At 55.5% G+C, this 18,089-nt stretch carries 21 protein-coding genes; 13 read left to right on the top strand and 8 right to left on the bottom strand.

Annotated elements, in window-relative coordinates; genetic code table 11:
* Nucleotides 1-5: 5 nt before the first annotated feature.
* Both ACZ500_RS15720 and ACZ500_RS15725 read left to right on the top strand, forming a co-directional pair.
* Nucleotides 6-293, top strand: coding sequence for a hypothetical protein (locus tag ACZ500_RS15720; protein ID WP_464228315.1), 288 nt, complete (start codon nucleotides 6-8; stop codon nucleotides 291-293).
* A 347-nt stretch (nucleotides 294-640) separates the two neighbouring features.
* A complete protein-coding gene (locus ACZ500_RS15725; RefSeq protein ID WP_464228316.1) occupies nucleotides 641-1,120 on the top strand; it encodes a hypothetical protein in 480 nt (159 codons plus the stop codon).
* Nucleotides 1,121-1,273: 153 nt separating this feature from the next.
* On the opposite strand, the gene ACZ500_RS15730 is transcribed toward ACZ500_RS15725, so the two are convergent.
* Both ACZ500_RS15730 and ACZ500_RS15735 read right to left on the bottom strand, forming a co-directional pair.
* Nucleotides 1,274-3,181: a hypothetical protein gene (locus ACZ500_RS15730; protein ID WP_464228317.1), complete on the bottom strand. Its 1,908-nt coding sequence runs from the start codon at nucleotides 3,179-3,181 to the stop codon at nucleotides 1,274-1,276.
* 84 nt (nucleotides 3,182-3,265) lie between these two features.
* Entirely contained in the window at nucleotides 3,266-3,481 is a 216-nt protein-coding gene (locus ACZ500_RS15735; protein WP_464228318.1) for a hypothetical protein, read from the bottom strand.
* A 342-nt stretch (nucleotides 3,482-3,823) separates the two neighbouring features.
* Between ACZ500_RS15735 and ACZ500_RS15740 the strand changes: the two genes are divergently transcribed.
* The gene (locus ACZ500_RS15740; protein ID WP_464233066.1) at nucleotides 3,824-4,786 is read left to right on the top strand and encodes a sulfotransferase; all 963 of its coding nucleotides are present in this window, start codon (nucleotides 3,824-3,826) and stop codon (nucleotides 4,784-4,786) included.
* Between the two features lie 50 nt (nucleotides 4,787-4,836).
* Here the strand turns inward: ACZ500_RS15740 and ACZ500_RS15745 are convergent, their stop codons facing one another.
* The 5 genes from ACZ500_RS15745 to ACZ500_RS15765 all read right to left on the bottom strand — a co-directional run bounded on the left by ACZ500_RS15745 (nucleotide 4,837) and on the right by ACZ500_RS15765 (nucleotide 9,761).
* Entirely contained in the window at nucleotides 4,837-5,673 is an 837-nt protein-coding gene (locus ACZ500_RS15745) for a methyltransferase domain-containing protein (protein ID WP_464228319.1), read from the bottom strand.
* 126 nt (nucleotides 5,674-5,799) lie between these two features.
* Entirely contained in the window at nucleotides 5,800-6,666 is an 867-nt protein-coding gene (locus ACZ500_RS15750) for an SDR family oxidoreductase (protein ID WP_464228320.1), read from the bottom strand.
* On the bottom strand, nucleotides 6,659-7,486 hold the full coding sequence (locus ACZ500_RS15755) for an enoyl-ACP reductase FabI (protein WP_464228322.1): 828 nt from the start codon (nucleotides 7,484-7,486) through the stop codon (nucleotides 6,659-6,661). The genes ACZ500_RS15750 and ACZ500_RS15755 overlap by 8 nt, the downstream gene beginning before the upstream one ends.
* A 149-nt stretch (nucleotides 7,487-7,635) precedes the next feature.
* Complete coding sequence (locus ACZ500_RS15760) at nucleotides 7,636-8,427, bottom strand: formyltransferase family protein (protein WP_464228323.1); 792 nt, start codon at nucleotides 8,425-8,427, stop codon at nucleotides 7,636-7,638.
* Between the two features lie 38 nt (nucleotides 8,428-8,465).
* Entirely contained in the window at nucleotides 8,466-9,761 is a 1,296-nt protein-coding gene (locus tag ACZ500_RS15765; RefSeq protein ID WP_464228324.1) for a phosphoglycerate kinase, read from the bottom strand.
* Nucleotides 9,762-10,315: 554 nt separating this feature from the next.
* Here ACZ500_RS15765 and ACZ500_RS15770 point away from each other — a divergent pair.
* The 6 genes from ACZ500_RS15770 (at nucleotide 10,316) to ACZ500_RS15795 (ending at nucleotide 14,982) form a co-directional block, all read left to right on the top strand.
* Nucleotides 10,316-11,245: a glycosyltransferase family 9 protein gene (locus tag ACZ500_RS15770; protein ID WP_464228326.1), complete on the top strand. Its 930-nt coding sequence runs from the start codon at nucleotides 10,316-10,318 to the stop codon at nucleotides 11,243-11,245.
* Nucleotides 11,246-11,350: 105 nt separating this feature from the next.
* Complete coding sequence (gene eno, locus ACZ500_RS15775; RefSeq protein ID WP_464228327.1) at nucleotides 11,351-12,619, top strand: phosphopyruvate hydratase; 1,269 nt, start codon at nucleotides 11,351-11,353, stop codon at nucleotides 12,617-12,619.
* 486 nt (nucleotides 12,620-13,105) lie between these two features.
* Nucleotides 13,106-13,354 (top strand): hypothetical protein, encoded by a 249-nt coding sequence (locus tag ACZ500_RS15780; protein ID WP_464228328.1) that lies wholly within the window; start codon nucleotides 13,106-13,108, stop codon nucleotides 13,352-13,354.
* The gene (locus tag ACZ500_RS15785; RefSeq protein WP_464228330.1) at nucleotides 13,354-13,578 is read left to right on the top strand and encodes a hypothetical protein; all 225 of its coding nucleotides are present in this window, start codon (nucleotides 13,354-13,356) and stop codon (nucleotides 13,576-13,578) included. Before ACZ500_RS15780 ends, ACZ500_RS15785 begins: the two co-directional genes overlap by 1 nt.
* 6 nt (nucleotides 13,579-13,584) lie before the next feature.
* Nucleotides 13,585-14,853 carry a beta-ketoacyl-[acyl-carrier-protein] synthase family protein gene (locus tag ACZ500_RS15790; protein WP_464228331.1) on the top strand — a complete coding sequence of 423 codons (1,269 nt, stop codon included), beginning with the start codon at nucleotides 13,585-13,587 and terminating at the stop codon, nucleotides 14,851-14,853.
* Nucleotides 14,854-14,859: 6 nt separating this feature from the next.
* Entirely contained in the window at nucleotides 14,860-14,982 is a 123-nt protein-coding gene (locus tag ACZ500_RS15795; RefSeq protein WP_464228332.1) for a hypothetical protein, read from the top strand.
* On the opposite strand, the gene ACZ500_RS15800 is transcribed toward ACZ500_RS15795, so the two are convergent.
* Entirely contained in the window at nucleotides 14,974-15,147 is a 174-nt protein-coding gene (locus ACZ500_RS15800; protein WP_464228333.1) for a hypothetical protein, read from the bottom strand. The two genes, ACZ500_RS15795 and ACZ500_RS15800, sit on opposite strands and share 9 nt — an antisense overlap.
* Before the next feature lie 53 nt (nucleotides 15,148-15,200).
* On the opposite strand from ACZ500_RS15800, the gene ACZ500_RS15805 reads away from it, so the two are divergent.
* The 4 genes from ACZ500_RS15805 (at nucleotide 15,201) to ACZ500_RS15820 (ending at nucleotide 18,026) form a co-directional block, all read left to right on the top strand.
* Nucleotides 15,201-16,301: a hypothetical protein gene (locus ACZ500_RS15805; RefSeq protein ID WP_464228334.1), complete on the top strand. Its 1,101-nt coding sequence runs from the start codon at nucleotides 15,201-15,203 to the stop codon at nucleotides 16,299-16,301.
* Between the two features lie 263 nt (nucleotides 16,302-16,564).
* Entirely contained in the window at nucleotides 16,565-16,705 is a 141-nt protein-coding gene (locus ACZ500_RS15810) for a hypothetical protein (RefSeq protein WP_464228335.1), read from the top strand.
* On the top strand, nucleotides 16,683-17,324 hold the full coding sequence (locus ACZ500_RS15815; RefSeq protein ID WP_464228336.1) for an enoyl-CoA hydratase/isomerase family protein: 642 nt from the start codon (nucleotides 16,683-16,685) through the stop codon (nucleotides 17,322-17,324). The genes ACZ500_RS15810 and ACZ500_RS15815 overlap by 23 nt, the downstream gene beginning before the upstream one ends.
* A 54-nt stretch (nucleotides 17,325-17,378) precedes the next feature.
* A complete protein-coding gene (locus ACZ500_RS15820) occupies nucleotides 17,379-18,026 on the top strand; it encodes a 4'-phosphopantetheinyl transferase family protein (protein ID WP_464228337.1) in 648 nt (215 codons plus the stop codon).
* Nucleotides 18,027-18,089: the final 63 nt, after the last annotated feature.

Raw genomic sequence — 18,089 nt, forward strand, 5'->3', positions numbered from 1 at the left:
CGGAAATGGTCTTTTTTGCCAATCTCGGCGTCAATCTGCACGTTTGCTTGTGCGGCGACCTACAGGTCGCCTCCGCGCAAACGCTTGATTTCCTTGATATTGACAAAAAATCCTCATTTCCGGATTGGAAACTGGGTAGTGCCGGGAAATCATTTCCGGATGGACACGAGTTGAGTATGCACAGGAAATCGAGTCCCCTCGAACACACAGTATACCTGGCAGGGCAAAAGCTTCCGCTGAATGAGGTCATTGTCTGGCGCGTTCACGGCCGATTTTCCACCTACTTTCGATGATCTGGTCCCTCCCGAAGCATCCAGACATGTTGGGACGGCATTGTGTTTGAATGCTGTCAGGTTCTTTGCCCCCTTTTACCGGCTATGGCTCGGTGCGCGTCGTCGGATAAATCCTTCGCCAAAACCTCCCAGCCGGCATGATTTAGAAGAACGCTCCCCGCGCAACTTTCGAGTCATACACGCCAGTATTCCTCCTGAGAGAGCAGAAAAGCTGCTCTCGAGCTGCAAAGCCAGAAGGGTACGACCCTTTCGGCCATCTCTGCAGCCTGTTTGCTGGCGCTGGCAAAACGTCTCCGAGGCAAAAATCTCAGAAAGCTCGGATTTGCCAGCCCAGTCAACATGAGACCATGGTTATCCCCCCCCCTCTAACCAACGAGTTAGGGCTTTCCCTGTCGCGCATCAACGCCCATATCTACCGCTCTCCAGATCAGGATTTCTGGCAAACCGCCAGGAAGATCGACGAAAAGCTCCAACGCAGGCTGGTCAAAAACAAGCTTTTCACCCTTCACCTGCTGGTGTCTGCTGTCCTCGCAAGCATCCCGGATGACTACCTCGCACCAACCCTCGCTCGCTTTGGGACCCGCCCGGCCCGATACGACTTCACTATCGGCAATATCGGCCGGTTAGCGGTAAAAGATGCCTACGGTTCCTACCGCGTGAGCGCTATTTGGACGATGGAGAACCTGTTCGCCGGCCGCCGCACGGTGGAGGTCCAAAGCTTTGGCAACACGATGTTTTTCTCGCTGTCTTTCAGGGAATTCGTGATGGACAAAAAGGAGGCATCGGCGTTGCTGTTTGACATCATCCAGCGGCTCGAGACCTGCTAAGAACGTTCCGCCACTCCAGGAACAGCACCAGCCCAAGATCCGCACGGCCCCAAACGCGTCCATTTTCAGATGGGAACCCTTATAAACAGCGGACCACGGAAGATGCCCGGGCGAGGTTCGCACGAGCATCGAAGAGCGCCGCGGCTTCCTCCCTCAACGCTCGGATCCGTTCGGTCCGAAGGGTGGGGGAAGTCGGATGGTTTCACCGATGCCGGGAGGAACGAAGGGAACATACCCCCGTCCCCGCCATTCGAACCATCTAAGGGATTCATCCTCGAGAGGGACCCGAAAACGAAAATATACGATCGAAGGCCGACCGTCCGGCGTTACATCCTTCACCTCCACACCGAAAGTGGGGATATCGATCCGTTCCCCCGGGCGGAATGACCGCCGGCCCATATCCATGCGCTGAAGCATATAGGCCGGACTCAGAAGAGCGGAAGAGGGCCCTCCCGCGGCGCCATCATCGTCGGGGCTATCCAGAAAACCATGATCGGGTATGATCGCGAGGGTCCGTGGATCCAATCGGGTCAGTTCGATTCCGTGGATGCTCGGTGCCAGCACATGTGTACCGTCGGGCGCCGCTTTCCCTTGCCCCATGATGAACATAGGCAGAAGGAACCCCCCAATGGCAGCCGAAGGACCGTTGACGAATATCAACGTGTGATCGGCCAGACCGGCGTTCAGCGGCAATTCATCGAAGGTCTTCTTCAACACATCACCGAGCAGAGCAGGGCTGAGCGCGCGTAACGGCATCATCAGCGGTGCAGCCACCAGGTGGCTGAACACGAGCAGGCAGACCATTCCTTTCAATCCCCGGGAAAACCACCTCCCGGTGGGCAGGAACACCCGGTTTTGACCATCCGCTTGAACCGGCAGAATACGGCGCCTGATGAGAACGGATGCATCGAGGAGGATCCGCGCCATCAAACCCGCACCGCCAAACCCCGCCATGACGAGAAGGCGGTCAAAAGGAAACGTGGCCGCGACGGGCAGGATAGACAGGATCATTCCCAAAGCGAAAAAACGGCTGGTGCGGTCGGAACGTAGAACCGGAACGGTGAAAAGACCGAACAGACAGAGAAACGAGGCCGCAAGGAACCAGAAAAAAATGACGCCCTTGTCAGAGAGCAGTGTGAAAAGATCGGAGGGCAAAAAACCCAGTTCGCCGAAAAGCAGTATAGGCCCTCTTTCAAGGATCGCCTTCGAATACGCGACCATTTCAGTCGAAGGGTCGATATACCAAGCCGAGCCCTTTGCGCCGAACCCCATCCAGCGATAGAAGGCGAACCAGCCGATGCCGATCCCGGCGGAGGGCAGCAAGGAAACCAGACGCCTCCTCCAGCCCCCCCTCTCGATGAAAAGCGCATAAGCCAGAAGATATCCCCCGGCCGCAACCGCCATCTCGCCTCCTAAAAGGCCTAAAGAAAAAGAGATGCAGGAGAAAAGCAGCCAGGAAGCCTTGCCCCTTTTTCTCCAACGGTCATGAAAAAAAACGGCAAGTAAACCAAACAGGGAAGCGACCAGCGCATTGCGGTTGGCAAGCCATCCCGCCGGCACACCATGCGCATCATCGATCGCAAAAAGCAGCCCCGCCAGTGCAGCGTGCGCGCCGGATCCAAGGATGCCGCGGTAAGCCAAAGCGGCCGTTCCGACCAACAAGCCCAGCCATAACAGGCTCTGCAAATGCATCAAAGAAGGATGTTCCGGCCAAGAATGGAAATCGATCCAGTGCGTCAACGCTGTGAGAGGACGAAAAAAAGCCATCTTGAAGTCCTCCGATGTCCACCAGGGCAACCACCCCAAGTCCATGATTTCTTTGAGCCTGGATGGATCGCCGTCGGCAAATGAGAACATCAGAAGGGGATGGGGGGTCTGCTGAAGGTATTGCTCAGGAGGGTCGATCGAAAAACGGAGGACATAGTCATCCCATTGCCAACCCACCCATAAGGCGCTCGCACCCAAGATCACCGCCAGTAGAGCCATGTAAAGCGGTGCGCGATGGCCCCTGAGGCCGTCTTCGACCCTTACGCACAGGGAAACACGCTGGTTATCAGTCATACACGAATCAGCTGCAACGCAAATGGATGATAAAAGGTTCTCTACAGTCGGAGGGATGCCCCTTGTCGAAACGGTGAATATGGGCTAGGATCTATCCCGAAATGCTTCATCCCGCACAACCCGGTTTCCTATCCGGAAATGAGGATTTTTCTTCACCGCTTCGCCGCTCAGTCCCACCGCTCCGCGGCGGGTCCCGGTTTGACCAATGTCAAGGGAATCAACCGGTTGCGCGGAGGCGACCTGGTGATCGCCACACAAGCAAACGTGCATATTGACACCGAGATTGGCCGAAAAGGCCATTTCCAAAGGGAAACGGGCTAGGTTAAACGCCATCGGAAAAATATTTAGAAAAATGGCTGAGTATAACCAAGTCCAGCCCATCCTATCCATCCTCACCTTAAATTCCCGAAAAACGGTAATCAGATGAGCATGCTCCGCGTCAAAATCCTGCTTCAGGTGCTTCGCCGGCTGGGATCCGCACCCTCCCGGGCCGCAGGTCAATCCCATCGAAAATCCATCAGATTCCTGGCCGTTGACCTGCCGCTTATTTTGATTTTGGAAACCGTCAACCGGATCTGCCTGACACTCGACAAATTCCTTTTCAGGGACTACCGGAATACGCCAATCGAAAAACCGGTCTTCATGGTCGGACCGCCCAGAAGCGGGACGACCTTTCTGCACCGCCTGCTCTTCAAAGACGACCGGTTCACCTCTCTGGCCCTGTGGGAGATTCTTTTCGCCCCCTCCATCCTGCAAAAAAAGTTCTTTTTGGCCCTCGCGCGCATCGACAGGCGCAGGGGCAACCCTGCCTACCGCCGGATAGTCGCAGCCGAAGAACGATTCCTATCGGGCCCCATGCATCGGACCAGCCTGTTCGACCCGGAGGAAGACGAAATGCTGCTAGTGCGAATCTTTGGCTCAGGGCATTTTCTGATCTTTCTCTTTCCGTTTGAGGAAGAATTCCGCCCTCTGATCTATTTCGACACCGAACTTCCGAAGCTCGAGCGCTACCAAATCCTGAATTTCTACAAACAATGCGTGCAGCGCCATATGTACGTCTTTGGCAAGGGCAAACGGTTCCTGTCAAAAAATCCAGGCTTCAGTATGAAGATACAATCTCTACAACATTTTTTCACTGATGCATCATTCATCTATCTAGCAAGGACCCCTTTCGAATCCGTTCCTTCGAATCTGAGTCTATTCTATTATGTTCATCAAAAACTTCCAACAGCGACCAAGGACAGACACTTTGTAAATTTCATTCTCGAACAGATGAAAGATTACTACCTTTATCCACTCAAAAAATTGGACAAGCTGCCTAAAAATCAAAAAGCGGTTGTGGTATACGATGATCTAATTCGCGATCCGGACCGAACCGTTCGTGCGCTCTACCGGCAGATTGAATGGCCATTGACGCCCGGTTTAGCTGAAATTTTGAAGGGTGAAACATCCAAGGCCGCATCGTTTCGGAGCGAACATCAATACTCTTTAGAGCAATTCGGTCTTTCCTCCAAGATCATCGAGGAAAGGTTTCGGGAGGTATTCGATATTTTCGGATTCGAAAAAACCTTTACGGAAACGCCCTCCGCCGATATAAAGGCATGATACGCAGAAATACCTGACGGTCCATATCGTTCAGTGTCCTCCCGAAATGATCATCCAGCGCGACCCGCTTCCCAATCCGGCTTCTGCACACGGAAAATCAGCCAGGCACGCCTCTTGGCCCATTTGAATCGTGACAGACCGGCGCGCTCGAAATCCAGTTCCATGCGGGACGGTTGGAAAAAAGTCGCTTCCCTCCGTTTCATCAGCCTCTCCTGAAACCTGCGCTCCCCCCATCGAGGAAGGGCAATCAAGGTCCATCCCGTGAAAACGCCACCGGGCCTGAGGACCCTCTCCACCTCCCTCCACACCGGCTCAAGATCTGAAAAGAGGTGAAGCACGCCGCAACAGTTCAGCAGATCCATGGTGCCGTCCCCGAAGGGGATCCCGTAAAGGTCCCCCCGAAGAAAGGATATCCCGTCGCAGCCGCTTTGCCGCGCCTTGATTTTTGCCTTGACCAGCATGGCCATGGACACATCCAGACCATAAACACGGGCATCCGGATAGGCCGTCCGGTAAGCACGGGCGTAATGCCCGGTCCCGCAAGCCAGATCCGCTATAGTCGCCGGCGCCTGCAGGCCTCCGGCCTCCAGCACCTCTCGAACCTCCTGACCCATGCTCAAACCGGCACCCAGGCGGGTCAAAAACCCCCGCCATATAAGAGATTCATACAGTCGGGCAAACACCGGAGAACTGTTCATTTTTTGAACCGTTCTGAGTTCGGGATCCTCCATAGGCACGTGTGGAGCAAAGTCAGGAATACCGTCCACTACAGGCAACTCCCGGCTGCAGATGCTGCAGACTGCCTGGCGGATATGATCCGCCGCCGGATCGAGCAGGATCCCGCCCATCCTTTTGCAGTGGGGACAAACAAGATTGGCGTCTCTCACCCTACCTCCTATATTCCTCCCCGCGGAAGACTCCTCTGCCTCCCTTTCAGGAAATCCATACCGCGCCTCCTGCATAAAACCGGCACCCGACGAGGAATCAAACCCTCGACAGCCTTCCGCTCATTTTCAGGATCTCGAAAACATCCATCCGTCCAGCAGCCGGTCCGTCAGGAAAGCGGGGCAAAACCGGGCCAGCACGCACTGAAACCAGGCGTCCATACCCACAAAATAGCGTGGCTTCGGGTGTCTGGACTCAACGGCACGCAGCACAACCCGCGCCACTTTCTCCGGGGGCATGGCCCTCTCGCGCAGACGGGACATAAGGGCCCAAACGTCTTGCATCCTGCCCGAATAGCGTTGTTTAGCCTCCCCGGGAAGACTTCTCTCCCACAGCTCGGCCTCCTTCATGGACTTGTCCCATACGCCGGTCTCAACAGCCCCGGGCTCTATGAGAGAAACCCGCACTCCCGAGGCATCCATTTCACGGCGAAGGGCATCCGTCACCGCCTCCAAGGCAAACTTGGAGGCTGCATAAGGTCCCAGAAAGGGTGGAGCCAGAAATCCGCTCGGCGATCCAATATTGACGATGCGCCCACCCGATCGACGCAGCATCGGCAAGAAGGCCTGGATCATCGCGATCTGGCCCAGCACATTGACCTCCAGGATCCGTCTCAGATGCAGCAGCGGCAGGTATTCGAGCGGTCCCCCCAGAACGATCCCGGCATTGTTCACCAACACGCTTATCCCCTGCGGATGCCGGGGAAACTTCTCCATCAGCCTCACCGCGCTCAGAATGTGATCCCGACGCGTAATATCCAGCAGAATCGGTTCGACCGAGCCCTTCGTCTCCCTGCCAAGACGCATCTCCGCTTCGCGGGTTCTGACCCCGGCATAAACCGGATACCCCTTCTCGCTGAAAAGCACGGCGCACGCTTTCCCGATGCCGCTGGATGCGCCCGTGACCAAGACAGCCCCTTTCATGCGGTCAGACACCATGCCCCTCTTTGTCCGATCTCCTGACGGCCTTGTGGACATCCGCAAAGGGGGCGACACAGTGCATCCCCCCATCAACCTTCAGGATGGTTCCGGTGACCCCGCTCGACAACTCGGAAGCCAGATAGACGGCGGTTCCACCGATATCTTCAAGCGTAATGCCACGCAGAAGCGGCGACCTTATTTCATAGCGCTTCAGAGCAGCGGCAAAATCCTCTACGACCATTGCCGAGGGCGTGGCAATGGGGCCCGGCGATATGGCATTGACACGGATTTTCTCGGGACCCAGTTCATACGCCAGATAAAGAACACTGATCTCCAAGGCGGCCTTGGCCACAGCCATCACATTGTAGCCTGGTGCCACCACCTCTCCGCCTGCATAGGTCAGGGTCATGATAGAACCGCCACCGGAGGCTTTCATCAAAGGGAAGGCCTGGCGGCTCATCGACACAAAGGAGTAGGCGCTGACATCGATGGCGGTGTGCCAACCTTCCCGCCTCAATTGAAGGAACGCCTCACCCAGATCGGCAAAATCTGCATAGGCCAAAGAATGAACCAGGATATCGAGTCTTCCTTCACAAAGTTCGCCAACCCTGGCAAAAAGCCCCTCGACCTCTTCCTCGTTTCGGACGTCGCACGGAAGAATCCCCTCGGCCTGCACCAGCGGTGCAAGCTTTCTGACTCTTCGCAGGTTTCCCTCCAGGCACGTCAGTACAATCCGCGCCCCGTGTCGATGCAAGGCCTCTGCAATCCCCCATGCGATGCTGGTGCGATTGGTAATCCCCGACACAAGTGCGAGCTTGCCATCCAATAAACCCATTCAGCGGTCTCCCTCCCTCAAAGCCATTTTTCACTGCACCATAAATGCAGAGTCCTGAAGAACCTTCACGGGCTGTCCAGATCACTGACGGGTCTTCCTGCCCGAAGGGTGATCCGGTAAACACGTCAATAAATCCTCCGGGAACAGAGCTATTCCCGGAAACCCGCGGGGACCGGGCTTCCGTCCAGATGCACCCCCCCGGCATGATCGAAACTGAAACGCCCCCGGGCAATCAGCTCTATGGTGCGCGGGAAAATCTTCCAGTCACCGATCTCTTTCAACCGCTCCTGATGAACTTTTGCCACTTGACCGAGCAAGGCGGGATCTTTTCTGAGAACCTCGACAGGCACGGGCAATTCCACCGGCAACGGATCTGAAACCATGAGAAGCGGCCCACTGTCCACCCCTTGATCAGTCCACAGGGTAGAAGCCCTCAGGTGCGTCTCACCTCCGAGGATCGCATCACGAACGGCATCGTCTCCTACATACTTGCGCCGACCATCGTCATCCAGGATGGAAAGATCCGCTGGATGGACATTGACACAGCCTCGTAACGTGATAAAACTCATGTAGCCTCCCAGCGCGATCAAGTCGACCTCAAAGGCAGTCATGAGTCTTTTTGCCACCTGATCATAGGCCTGTCTCAAGGCCAGACCTTCCGGAGTCCGGACAGAGCGGCGTGCCCCCTTTGCGGAATGGTACGCACGGATATCGTAGCTCACATAGGGGAGCACATGCTCCAGGGCGATTTTCTCCCCTGCGGCACACCCGTCGGAACGATCACTGAAAACAAAGACTACCTGGTAAGGTGAAAGTCCCTCTTTTTCGTGCAGGCGCTTTTCGTACTCGAGAAGACGGCGTATGTTCGTCCCCGAACCGGACATGAAAGCGGCCACGCGCATCGGCCGTCCAGCCTTTCGGGGATCGAATATCGGACTCATCACCACAGCATACCTCTGAATTCCAGCGGGGGTCCAAATCAACCCATCAGGGCGGAGACCGGCTCCAGGCGATAGGCGCCGCCCATTTCAATGGCGGTCAGGACGGTGCCGCCGCCCGTGAAATAGTAGGTGTCCGGATCGTTCAAACCCGAAAGATACACACCGGGGCAAAGATTCCTCAATTCCTGCAGCGTGTCTCCGCCCGCAAAGAGCTTCTGACTTTGCTGATTGCGCCCGATCAGTTCATACAATGCGCGCGTACCCTCGGGGTAGAGAGGCATATAGCCCATGACGGCGTTGATGAACACCGTCATCGCCGAGGCAATGACCTTCACCGTCTCCGACTGCGCCAGTGAATCGGGATGAATATCGACGATATAACCGAAAGCACCCCCCTTTCTGATATCGGCCATCGACACCTTCCGGGCCCCCTCGCGGCCGTTTTCGTCCATGGTGTCGACCTCGACCAGAAAAGGCATCTCCACAATCCTGCCTTGCCCGCTGTCCATCTCAACGAGTTCGCGGGCAAGAGCGACATCCTCATCGGCAACACCGGCGATACGCGCGCCGTACTTGGCTGCAAGGAAGGTATTGTAGATGAGCCCGCCCAGAATCAGATGGTCGACCTTATCGTACAGGGCCTTGATCGGGCCTATCTTCGTGTCGTACTTGGAGCCCGCAACCACGGCCACAAACGGCTTTTCAGGCTCCAGCGCCCGGTGCAGGTTGCTGATTTCGCGCTGCAGGAGGATGCCGGCGAAACTGGGTAGTTGTGCAGCGATATCGAAGGTGCTTGCATGGGGACGCCAGGAACCGAAGGCATCATTGATATAGAGATCCGCAATCGAAGCCATTTCCTGAGCAAAGGTTTCCCGACCCTCTCCTTTCGCCTGCTCCCCGGCAAACCATCGGCTGTTCGGCAGATAGATCATGTCGAAACGCCCACGTTTCAGGTCTTCGACAGCCGGGGCAACCCTCTCGCGGTCGAGGTGCAGGATCCCTCTTTCGGGATCGATCGGAAACTCGGGCACATGGATCCGGACGGGCAGTTTTTGCTCCAGGTATTTCACAATCGCATTGACGGCATCGCCCTGCTGACAGACGATTTTCCCGCTCTTCTTGTCTTTGGGACGACCCACATGCGTCATGAGAATCGGCCGTCCTCCCCTTGCGGCAATGGCGTAAAGGGTCGGGAAGGTGGCATCGATACGATAGGGGTCTTTTATTTCACCTTTTTTCACCACATTGTGGTCTACACGCAAGAGGACCACCTTGCCGCTCATCTCGGCGTTCTGCAGGATCCGTAGCCCGGGATCCAACTTTACTGTCCGCATACCCTGCCCTCCTTCGTTCGTGAGGTTCTTTCTTTCACGGATTTTCCATGGTAGTATATTACGCCGTTTCCGGCGATCATCGATCCCGTTCCGCCTAAAAACCGGCCGCCTCTCAAAAACCAGGCAAGAATAGGGTCGATCGCGCACAGGACCGACCGGCTCGCCTGGCTTCCATCCGGTGTTTCGTCCAAGCCTGGCAACCTGGACATCTTCGGCGCCCTAAACCGCTGGGGATCGATCGCCTTACCTGGTGTCCATCCGGAAATGAGGATCGAGCAAAACCGCGTTTCCAATCCGGACAGGAGGGTTTTTCGGCCAATATCAAGAAAATCGAACGGCTGCACCGCGGCAACCTGCAGGCCCGCCGCACAAGCGAATGTGCGGGCGACGCCGAGATCGGCCAGGAAGACCCTTTCCCGATGGAAATGATTTGACGGTAATCCGATCGTACCATGCAAAATGTATCTTCGGTGGCCTTATCTTATAAACTTATGTTTTCCCCTGAATCAAGATTAAACGGAAATGCCTCCCGCCAACCACCGAAAAGAGTCCTCATGATTCGGCCGGGGGCCCTCGGCGACACCCTCCTGACGATACCGGCGCTGACCGAACTGTCCGGAAAGGCTGAAGTCGCTTTGACCGGGCGGGGCCCCGGGCTTTTTTTTGTCAGGCGATGGGCATCTGAAATCCAGGATATGGAAGGGGCTGGATGGCACCGACTCTTCGCGGATACCCCCTCCCACGATGCGCTTCCGTTGAAACTGAAACCCGATCTCGTGCTCGCCCTTTTCAACAACCCCCACCCCTGTCTCGAGAAAAACCTACGGTTCTATTTCCCGAAAGCGGATCTGTGCATCAGGCCATCCTTACCGCCCGAAAATGCCCCTATGCACGTAGCGGAACATATAGCCACGTGCCTCGCGCAAGCGGGCCTGATGATCGACCCGCCACGCGCGATGGAACGTACACTGAGCCATGCCCTTCTCAAACCGGCCCTTTCAGGCGAAGCTCGGAAGCGACTCGTTTTTCATCCCGGATCCGGAAGCCCCAAAAAGAATCTCCCTTTATCCTTTTGGGTCGATCTTGCCAGAGAACTGTCGTCTCTCCCGGCCTTTGAAGCCGCAAAACCCGCCTGCCTTCTGGGTCCGGCCGAATTCGCCGCCCGACACCCTTTCCTGTGTACCCCCCCGGACGGCATTGAAACCATCTTGTGTCACGACTCTGAGCCTATGGAGGCGGTCCTTTCAAGCGCATGCCTGTACTTGGGCCACGACAGTGGAGTTACCCATCTGGCGGCTATGATGGGCCTACCGACCGTGGCCTTCTTTCAATGGCCCAACCTGACTCTATGGCGTCCTTTGGGGCCTTATGTAACCATCCTTTCGAAGGAGGCCTCAGAAAAATGCCTCCTTTCCAAAACGCTCAAAGCGGTTGCCGATCTGTCAGCGAGAGCCGGACTTCCTGTTTTGTCTTGTCAGCCATGATCGGATCATTATATAAGAACAATTTCATTGTCTCACTTCCTATCCCTGCGTGGGGAACTAACATCGTTCCGGGCACATGCACCGAACAATCGGGGGGCAGATATCATGGAGCAGATCGAGGTCATTGTCGCCAGAGAGATACTGGATTCAAGAGGCAACCCTACGGTAGAAGTGGAAGTAGGCCTTACGGATGGAAGCTTCGGCCGTGCTGCGGTCCCGTCAGGCGCCTCCACCGGCGAATTCGAGGCCGTGGAACTTCGCGATCAGGACAAGCGCAGGTATCGCGGCAAAGGCGTTGAAAGAGCGGTTCAAAACGTCAACGACATCATTGCGCCAGAACTCGAAGGCATGTACGCCCTCGATCAGAGGGCCGTGGATCAGACGTTGATCGAACTGGATGGAACCCCCAACAAGAATCGCCTTGGAGCCAACGCCATCTTGGGCGTTTCTCTCGCCGTGGCAAGGGCGGCCGCCGATTCGGTCTACATGCCGTTGTACCGCTATATCGGCGGGACCAATGCCTCGCGTCTCCCCATGCCGATGATGAACATCCTCAATGGAGGAGTTCATGCCGCGAACAACGTAGATTTTCAGGAATTCATGATCATGCCGGTCGGTGGAAGGACCTTTCGCGACGCCCTGCGGATGGGCGCCGAAGTGTTTCATGCCCTCGCGGACGTGCTCAAGGGAAAGAACCTCTCTACGGCCGTCGGAGATGAAGGGGGTTTCGCACCCGATCTGAAAAACAACGAAGAAGCGATAGAGATGGTGCTTGCCGGTATCCGCAAGGCCGGCTATGAACCAGGAGAGGATGTGGTTCTGGCCCTGGACCCTGCCTCTTCGTCTTTTTTCAAAGGGGGTAAATATATCTTCAGCAAATCAGACCATTCCGAGCGAACCGCGGAAGAAATGGTCACTTTTTACGAGGACTGGGTAAATCGCTATCCTATCTTCTCCATCGAAGACGGGCTGGCCGAAGACGACTGGGACGGCTGGCGCAGCCTGAACAGTCAAATAGGCGATCGGATCCAGATTGTCGGCGATGACCTCTTCGTGACGAACACCGAGCGCATTGCTCGAGGTATCCAGGAAAACGCCGCCAACGCCGTGCTGATCAAGCTCAATCAGATCGGCACCCTTACGGAAACACTCGACGCCGTTGAAATGGCCCATCGCGCCGGATGGAACACCGTCATCAGCCATCGGTCCGGTGAAACGGAGGATACGTTTATTGCCGATCTGGCGGTCGCGGCTGGGACAGGACAGATCAAAACCGGATCCCTCTGCCGGTCCGAACGGATCTGCAAGTATAATCAGCTATTGCGCATCGAAGAGGAACTCGAGGATATGGCCCGGTTCGGTTGGCCGGTTTAGTTGTCTTGGAAGAAAACCCCTCATCCTGATGACCTTTTTCTGGATAGGCATCACCCATGCCTATCCAGAGGTGATTTCCGGATACAAGCGAGGCTTGATTCTTTGAGTGAACATCTTGTCGGCCTGTCCGTCGCTCTGAGGAATCGGCTGCAGGTGTCATGCAGGTCATCCTTCTGACAGCGTTCCGCAGCCGCCATGAAGCGATGTCCGAACGCGCATGGACCACATCGCAACCCGCTATCGCCACAGAGTGAAGGGCACACCTCGTTGGGACATCGCTGCGTCTGCACATTTCATGAAAAACAGTCCGTATCTTTTCAGAAATGCGCCCGGAGGGTAGCCTGCATACCGGTCCTATTTCTCTCCTTGAGGATATTGACCGTCCGGACTTATGGAAACAGTTACCCCTGAATGCGGAGGTCCTTCTCATATAACGCCCTTCAGCAGAAACCATGCAGAAGAATCCCTGTAAGGAAGGATTATTTTATGCCCTATGACGCATCGAAGGATCAGGTGCTCGACACCTGGGAAAACGAAGAAACGGGGTTGCTCATATCGATCAACCGCTACGGAGATGGTGAACCCAAACTGCAGATCGGGCCCCGAACCTTCACGAAAAGGGACGGCACCAAAGGAACGATGAAATCGGGACGTCTGACAGCGGAGGATGTAGCCTGGCTTCGCGAAATCATCGACGATATCCAGGAAAAACTGAATGTCTACATCCAGCAATAATGCAGCAGATCCTGTCTGCTATCCAGCACGAATGGCGTTTTTCATTCAGGCGATTTTCCAACCTGGCCCTGCTGGTCTTCATATCGACCAGAAGATCAGGCATGCGTTCCGGCGCAAACCGGAAACTTACCTTCACTGAGCATTATCCCGACCGGTTCCAAGGGACAGCAACGATACCTTTTCGGATCACAGCCAAGGACGGCCTTTTCATTGATCGGAGATGACGAAGGATGAACCCGAATGCGGTAGCCATCACCGGGATCGGTATGATTTGCCCATTGGGCGTCGACACGTCTACGTGCTGGAAAAATATGCTTCAAGGTGCAGCCGGGATAAAAGCCATTACGAAATTCGATCCTGTCCGCTGCCTCAGTCGTATGGGAGGGCAGTTGCCCGAGGCCTACCCGGATTATGAACGGGCCCGCCTGCCGCGTCCCTTTTTCAGGCATGGGACCGTGTCGACCCGTCTGGCCCTCCTCAGCAGCATGGAGGCCTTGAGAGATGCAGCGTTGGAACCGGCCAAGCTGGATGCGAACCGTGTCGGAGTCATTACGGGCTGCGGCGGCTCGACGGTTGGCGATGCCCTGACTCCGGTCGATGAGGGCAGCAATCGGCAGCCTTTCGCTCATGGCATGCTGAATGCCCCCGCCGCCGCTATCCGTATGACCTTCGGCTTCAAAGGGCCTTCCTTCAATGTTGCAACGGCCTGCGCATCCGGCGCTTATGCCGTGGGCCTGGGTTACGATTATGTGCGACGTCATGGAGAGGTCTGTGTCGCTGTGGGTGTCGACACCATGCTTTCAGAGGAGACCCTCCAGGGTTTCAGCAGACTGATGGCGCTTTCTGAGCTGAACGAATCCCCGGAAAAAGCCAGCCGTCCATTTGACCGAAAACGGACGGGCTTTGTCCTGTCAGAGGGTGCTTGCGCGGTTATTCTGGAATCACTGCCGCATGCCATCAACCGTGCTGCGTCTATTTATGCGGTTATGTCGGGGCATGCAATGACTTCAGAGGCTTTCAATATCATCGCCCCGGAACCCGACGGTCTGGGGATGGCCGAAACGATGGAGAAGGCCCTCGTCAATGCAGGGATTGAGAAGGACCGGATCGGCTACATCAACGCCCATGGAACGTCTACGGTGCACAACGATCGCGCTGAAACCAGAGCTATCAAGAAGCTGTTCGGTAAAAGAGCCTGGCAAATCCCTGTCAGCTCCCAGAAATCCATGATCGGCCATACGATCGGCGCCGCTGGAGCCATCGAGTTCGCTGTGACAGCGCTCAGCCTTCGGCATCGGATCTTGACGCCGACGATCAATTATGAAGAGCCGGACCCCGAATGTGATCTCGATTATGTGCCCAACCAAGCAAGAGAGGTCACGGGTCTCGAAGCGGCCATCAGCAATTCTTTTGGCTTTGGCGGCCATAATTCCTGTATCGTCCTGGAAAGATATTCGGCACCCTTTTCCGGTACAACCCAGTTTCCAATCCGGAAATGAGGATTCTTGGTCAATATCAAGGAAATCAAGCGTTTGCGCGGAGGCGACCTGTGGGTCGCCGCACAAGCAAACGTGCAGATTGACGCCGAGATTGGCCAAAAAGACCATTTCCGGATGGAATCAAGCTAACTTGTGTCCATCCGAAAAAGAACATCCGGCGCGGCAAAGTTTCCAATCCGGAAATGAGGATTTTTGGCCAATATCAAGGAAATCAAGCGCTTGCGCGGAGGCGACCTGTGGGTCGCCGCACAAGCAAGCGTGCAGATTGACGCCGAGATTGGCCAAAAAGACCATTTCCGGATGGAAACTGACTTGTAATAGGGATTCAAACTCTTGTTGGAGGAAACATGCAGGGGAGAAATGTCTACATCACTGGAATTGGATCGTTTTCTCCTGGAGACCCGGTCCCTTTTGACGAAATCGAAGAAGTTCTGGGCCCGCTTACCGATGGTCCACCCAAATTGATGAAGCGCCTGGACCGAATGCGCAAGGTCATGCGTGACCTTCTGGGAATCGAGTATTCCTATTACGCCATCGACCGAACAACGCGGAAAGCGACGGAAACCAATGTTTCCATGAGTGTAAAAGCGGCCCAAAAGGCCCTGCAGATGGCCGGCATCGAGGCCGCCGACGTCGATCTGATCATCTATGCAGGCATCCTCTACGATTATCTTTGCCCCCCATCGAGTGTTCTGGTCCAAGATGCCCTGAACATCCCTTGCTGTGCAGAAATATCGATCCATTCCAACTGCACGTCCATCTATAAGGCCCTGCAGGTCGGCAGTGACCTGATCGCCAACGGGCGATACAAAAACGCGCTGCTGGTAGCTTCCCAGATGTCCTCGCCTTTCCTCAAGGCGGAGATATTCAATCAGAAGGTCCTGACCGAGCAACAGGTTGTGCTACGCTGGTTTCTGAGCGACGGTGCCGGGGCCCTGGTTCTGACCGCGGAAAAAAACACGCGCCCCGCGTTGGAGGTTGTGGATACCTATCTGGAATCGGTAGGGATGGGACACGAACCTCCCATGCGAGTCATGATGGGAGCCGTCCATTACCATCCTTTGCAGGTCTTTGAAAACGGGTGGCACCACCTCGAACAGGATCTCATGACCGTCACCAGACTCGCCCCCGCTTTCGGCGAAAAGGGCTTCAAACGAATGATCGATCGGACGGGGCTCGATGTAAGGGATGTCAAGTGTTTTTTTGTCAATATCCCAACCAAACATCTAATGGATCTCACGATAAATTACCTCCGAAAGCACTGGTGCGCCGAACTCCCTTTCTATACCAAGTTGAGCACACGCGGCTACCAGGGCGCCCCTGCTATCGTCGTCGCACTGGATGATTATTTTCAGACTGAAGACCTCAAGCACGGAGACACCCTCGTCAGCTTCGTAACCGAATCGAGCAAGTGGATGCATGCTGGATTCATATTGAAATACTGCTGAAGGCTGCATTTAGAAACCGGGAAGTCGACATCAGACAGTGATTTTTATGTTCTTAAGCATTTTATCGCGTATCTCGAAGAAGCTCCACGAGAAAACTGCTTATCGGCAATCACAGCTCGGCGTTTGCCGAAAGGGGTCCATGGAGTTTTCAGGCCTTCTCCTTCCTTTGCACTCCGCATCGAAGACACCGCGGCCCAAAGGATGGACCCGCGAAGGAACTGCCTGGTAATTTTCCTTTCAAGGCCTTTACAACATTCGGAAACATGATTGTCTCCACCGAAAGCGCCGTTCGCCATGTCAGAGAAGTCGAAAAATTTGATTGTTTCCTCGATGCAGCACAACATCCTCGTGTTGACTATCACAAACCCTCCGAACAATCTCATGCCGCCAGCCTTCTTCAATGAACTCGACTATCATTACCGGCGCATGATCTTACCCGAGGTCAGCGCCGTGATCTTTACCGGGGAAGGAAATGTCTTCTCCAAAGGCGCCGATCTTACGGAGATGCATGCCGACGAAACGGCATCGAGTGAAGAAAGGCTTGTTTTCGCGAATGACCTCATCAATGCCATTTCGCGTCTGGACAAACCTGTCATCGCCGCCATCAACGGTGCCTGCCTTGGGGGGGGGCTCGAGTTGGCCCTTGCTTGTCACTTGAGACTCTCCGTCCCGAAAACCCGCCTTGGACTGCCTGAAACCTCCATCGGACTGGTGCCGGGACTTGGCGGCCTGCAGCGACTGATTCGGCTTGCAGGCGAAGCCAAGGCCCTCGAGATGGTCCTGCTCGGGGACATGATTTCCGCGGAACGGGCCTTGGACTGGAATCTCATCAACCGCATCCTTCCGAAAGAAACCTTTTTCGAACGGGTCCTCCTCTTCACCAAGACGATCCTCGCTGGTTCAAAGGAAGCCATCGCCGCGGTGCTTGAACTCGCGGCGGGGTTACGCGAACAGACCAACACCAGGCAGACTCTCGAAACCGCTCGACGTTTCACAAATTTGGTGCGCAATAGAACGAAATAGGCTATGTTGATAGTTTATTATCCATTCCTTACCCGCACGACACAGCATCCAATCTTGGCAGCGCTAGGCAAAGTCGGCACCATCTCGGAGTATGCCCTTTTCCCGCACCCCGAGGAATGGGCCGTGCTTCGGCGGATGCAATCATGCACAAGAAGACGGGAGTGGATGGCATCCCGGGCCGCTTTGAGAGCGCTGGTAGCCCTGACAGCATCGGCGGATCGCCCTCTCGACGCGAAAATCGTCAAGGATCGGTATGGTCGGCCCACTGTTCGGGTGGTCAAGCAGGGGATATGCCATGACATCGGGTGCTCGATCTCACACAAGGGGGGAAGGGTCGCCGTCTGCCTTGCAGAGGACGGCGTAACGGCGGTGGGAATCGACATCGAGACCGTTTCCGAAAGACCCGTTCGGCTGGCCCGCGCCTTTATCCACGAAAAGGATTGCGCGGCGGGCATCGAGGATGCCAAAAGGAGGTATACCCTGCTTTGGAGCTGCAAGGAGGCCGCCTCGAAGGTCCTGGGTCTGGGGCTTCTTGTCGATTACAAAAAAATGGTCGTCGTGGTCGACGATGCAGGGCGTATCCGCATCGATTTCAACGGCCAGGTAGAGATGGAAGGGACGGTTGTGCATCTGGAAGATGCGGTAGTCGTATGTTGCCGTTCCTGCCGCCCGCTTATGAAAAGGAATGCCTTATCAGCCTGATTTCGCGGAAACTCTGCCAACGGCGCGGGCATAATGATTGCGACCGGGAGCAAGGGCGTTCCC

It is taken from the genome of Desulfatiglans parachlorophenolica, assembly GCF_055394735.1.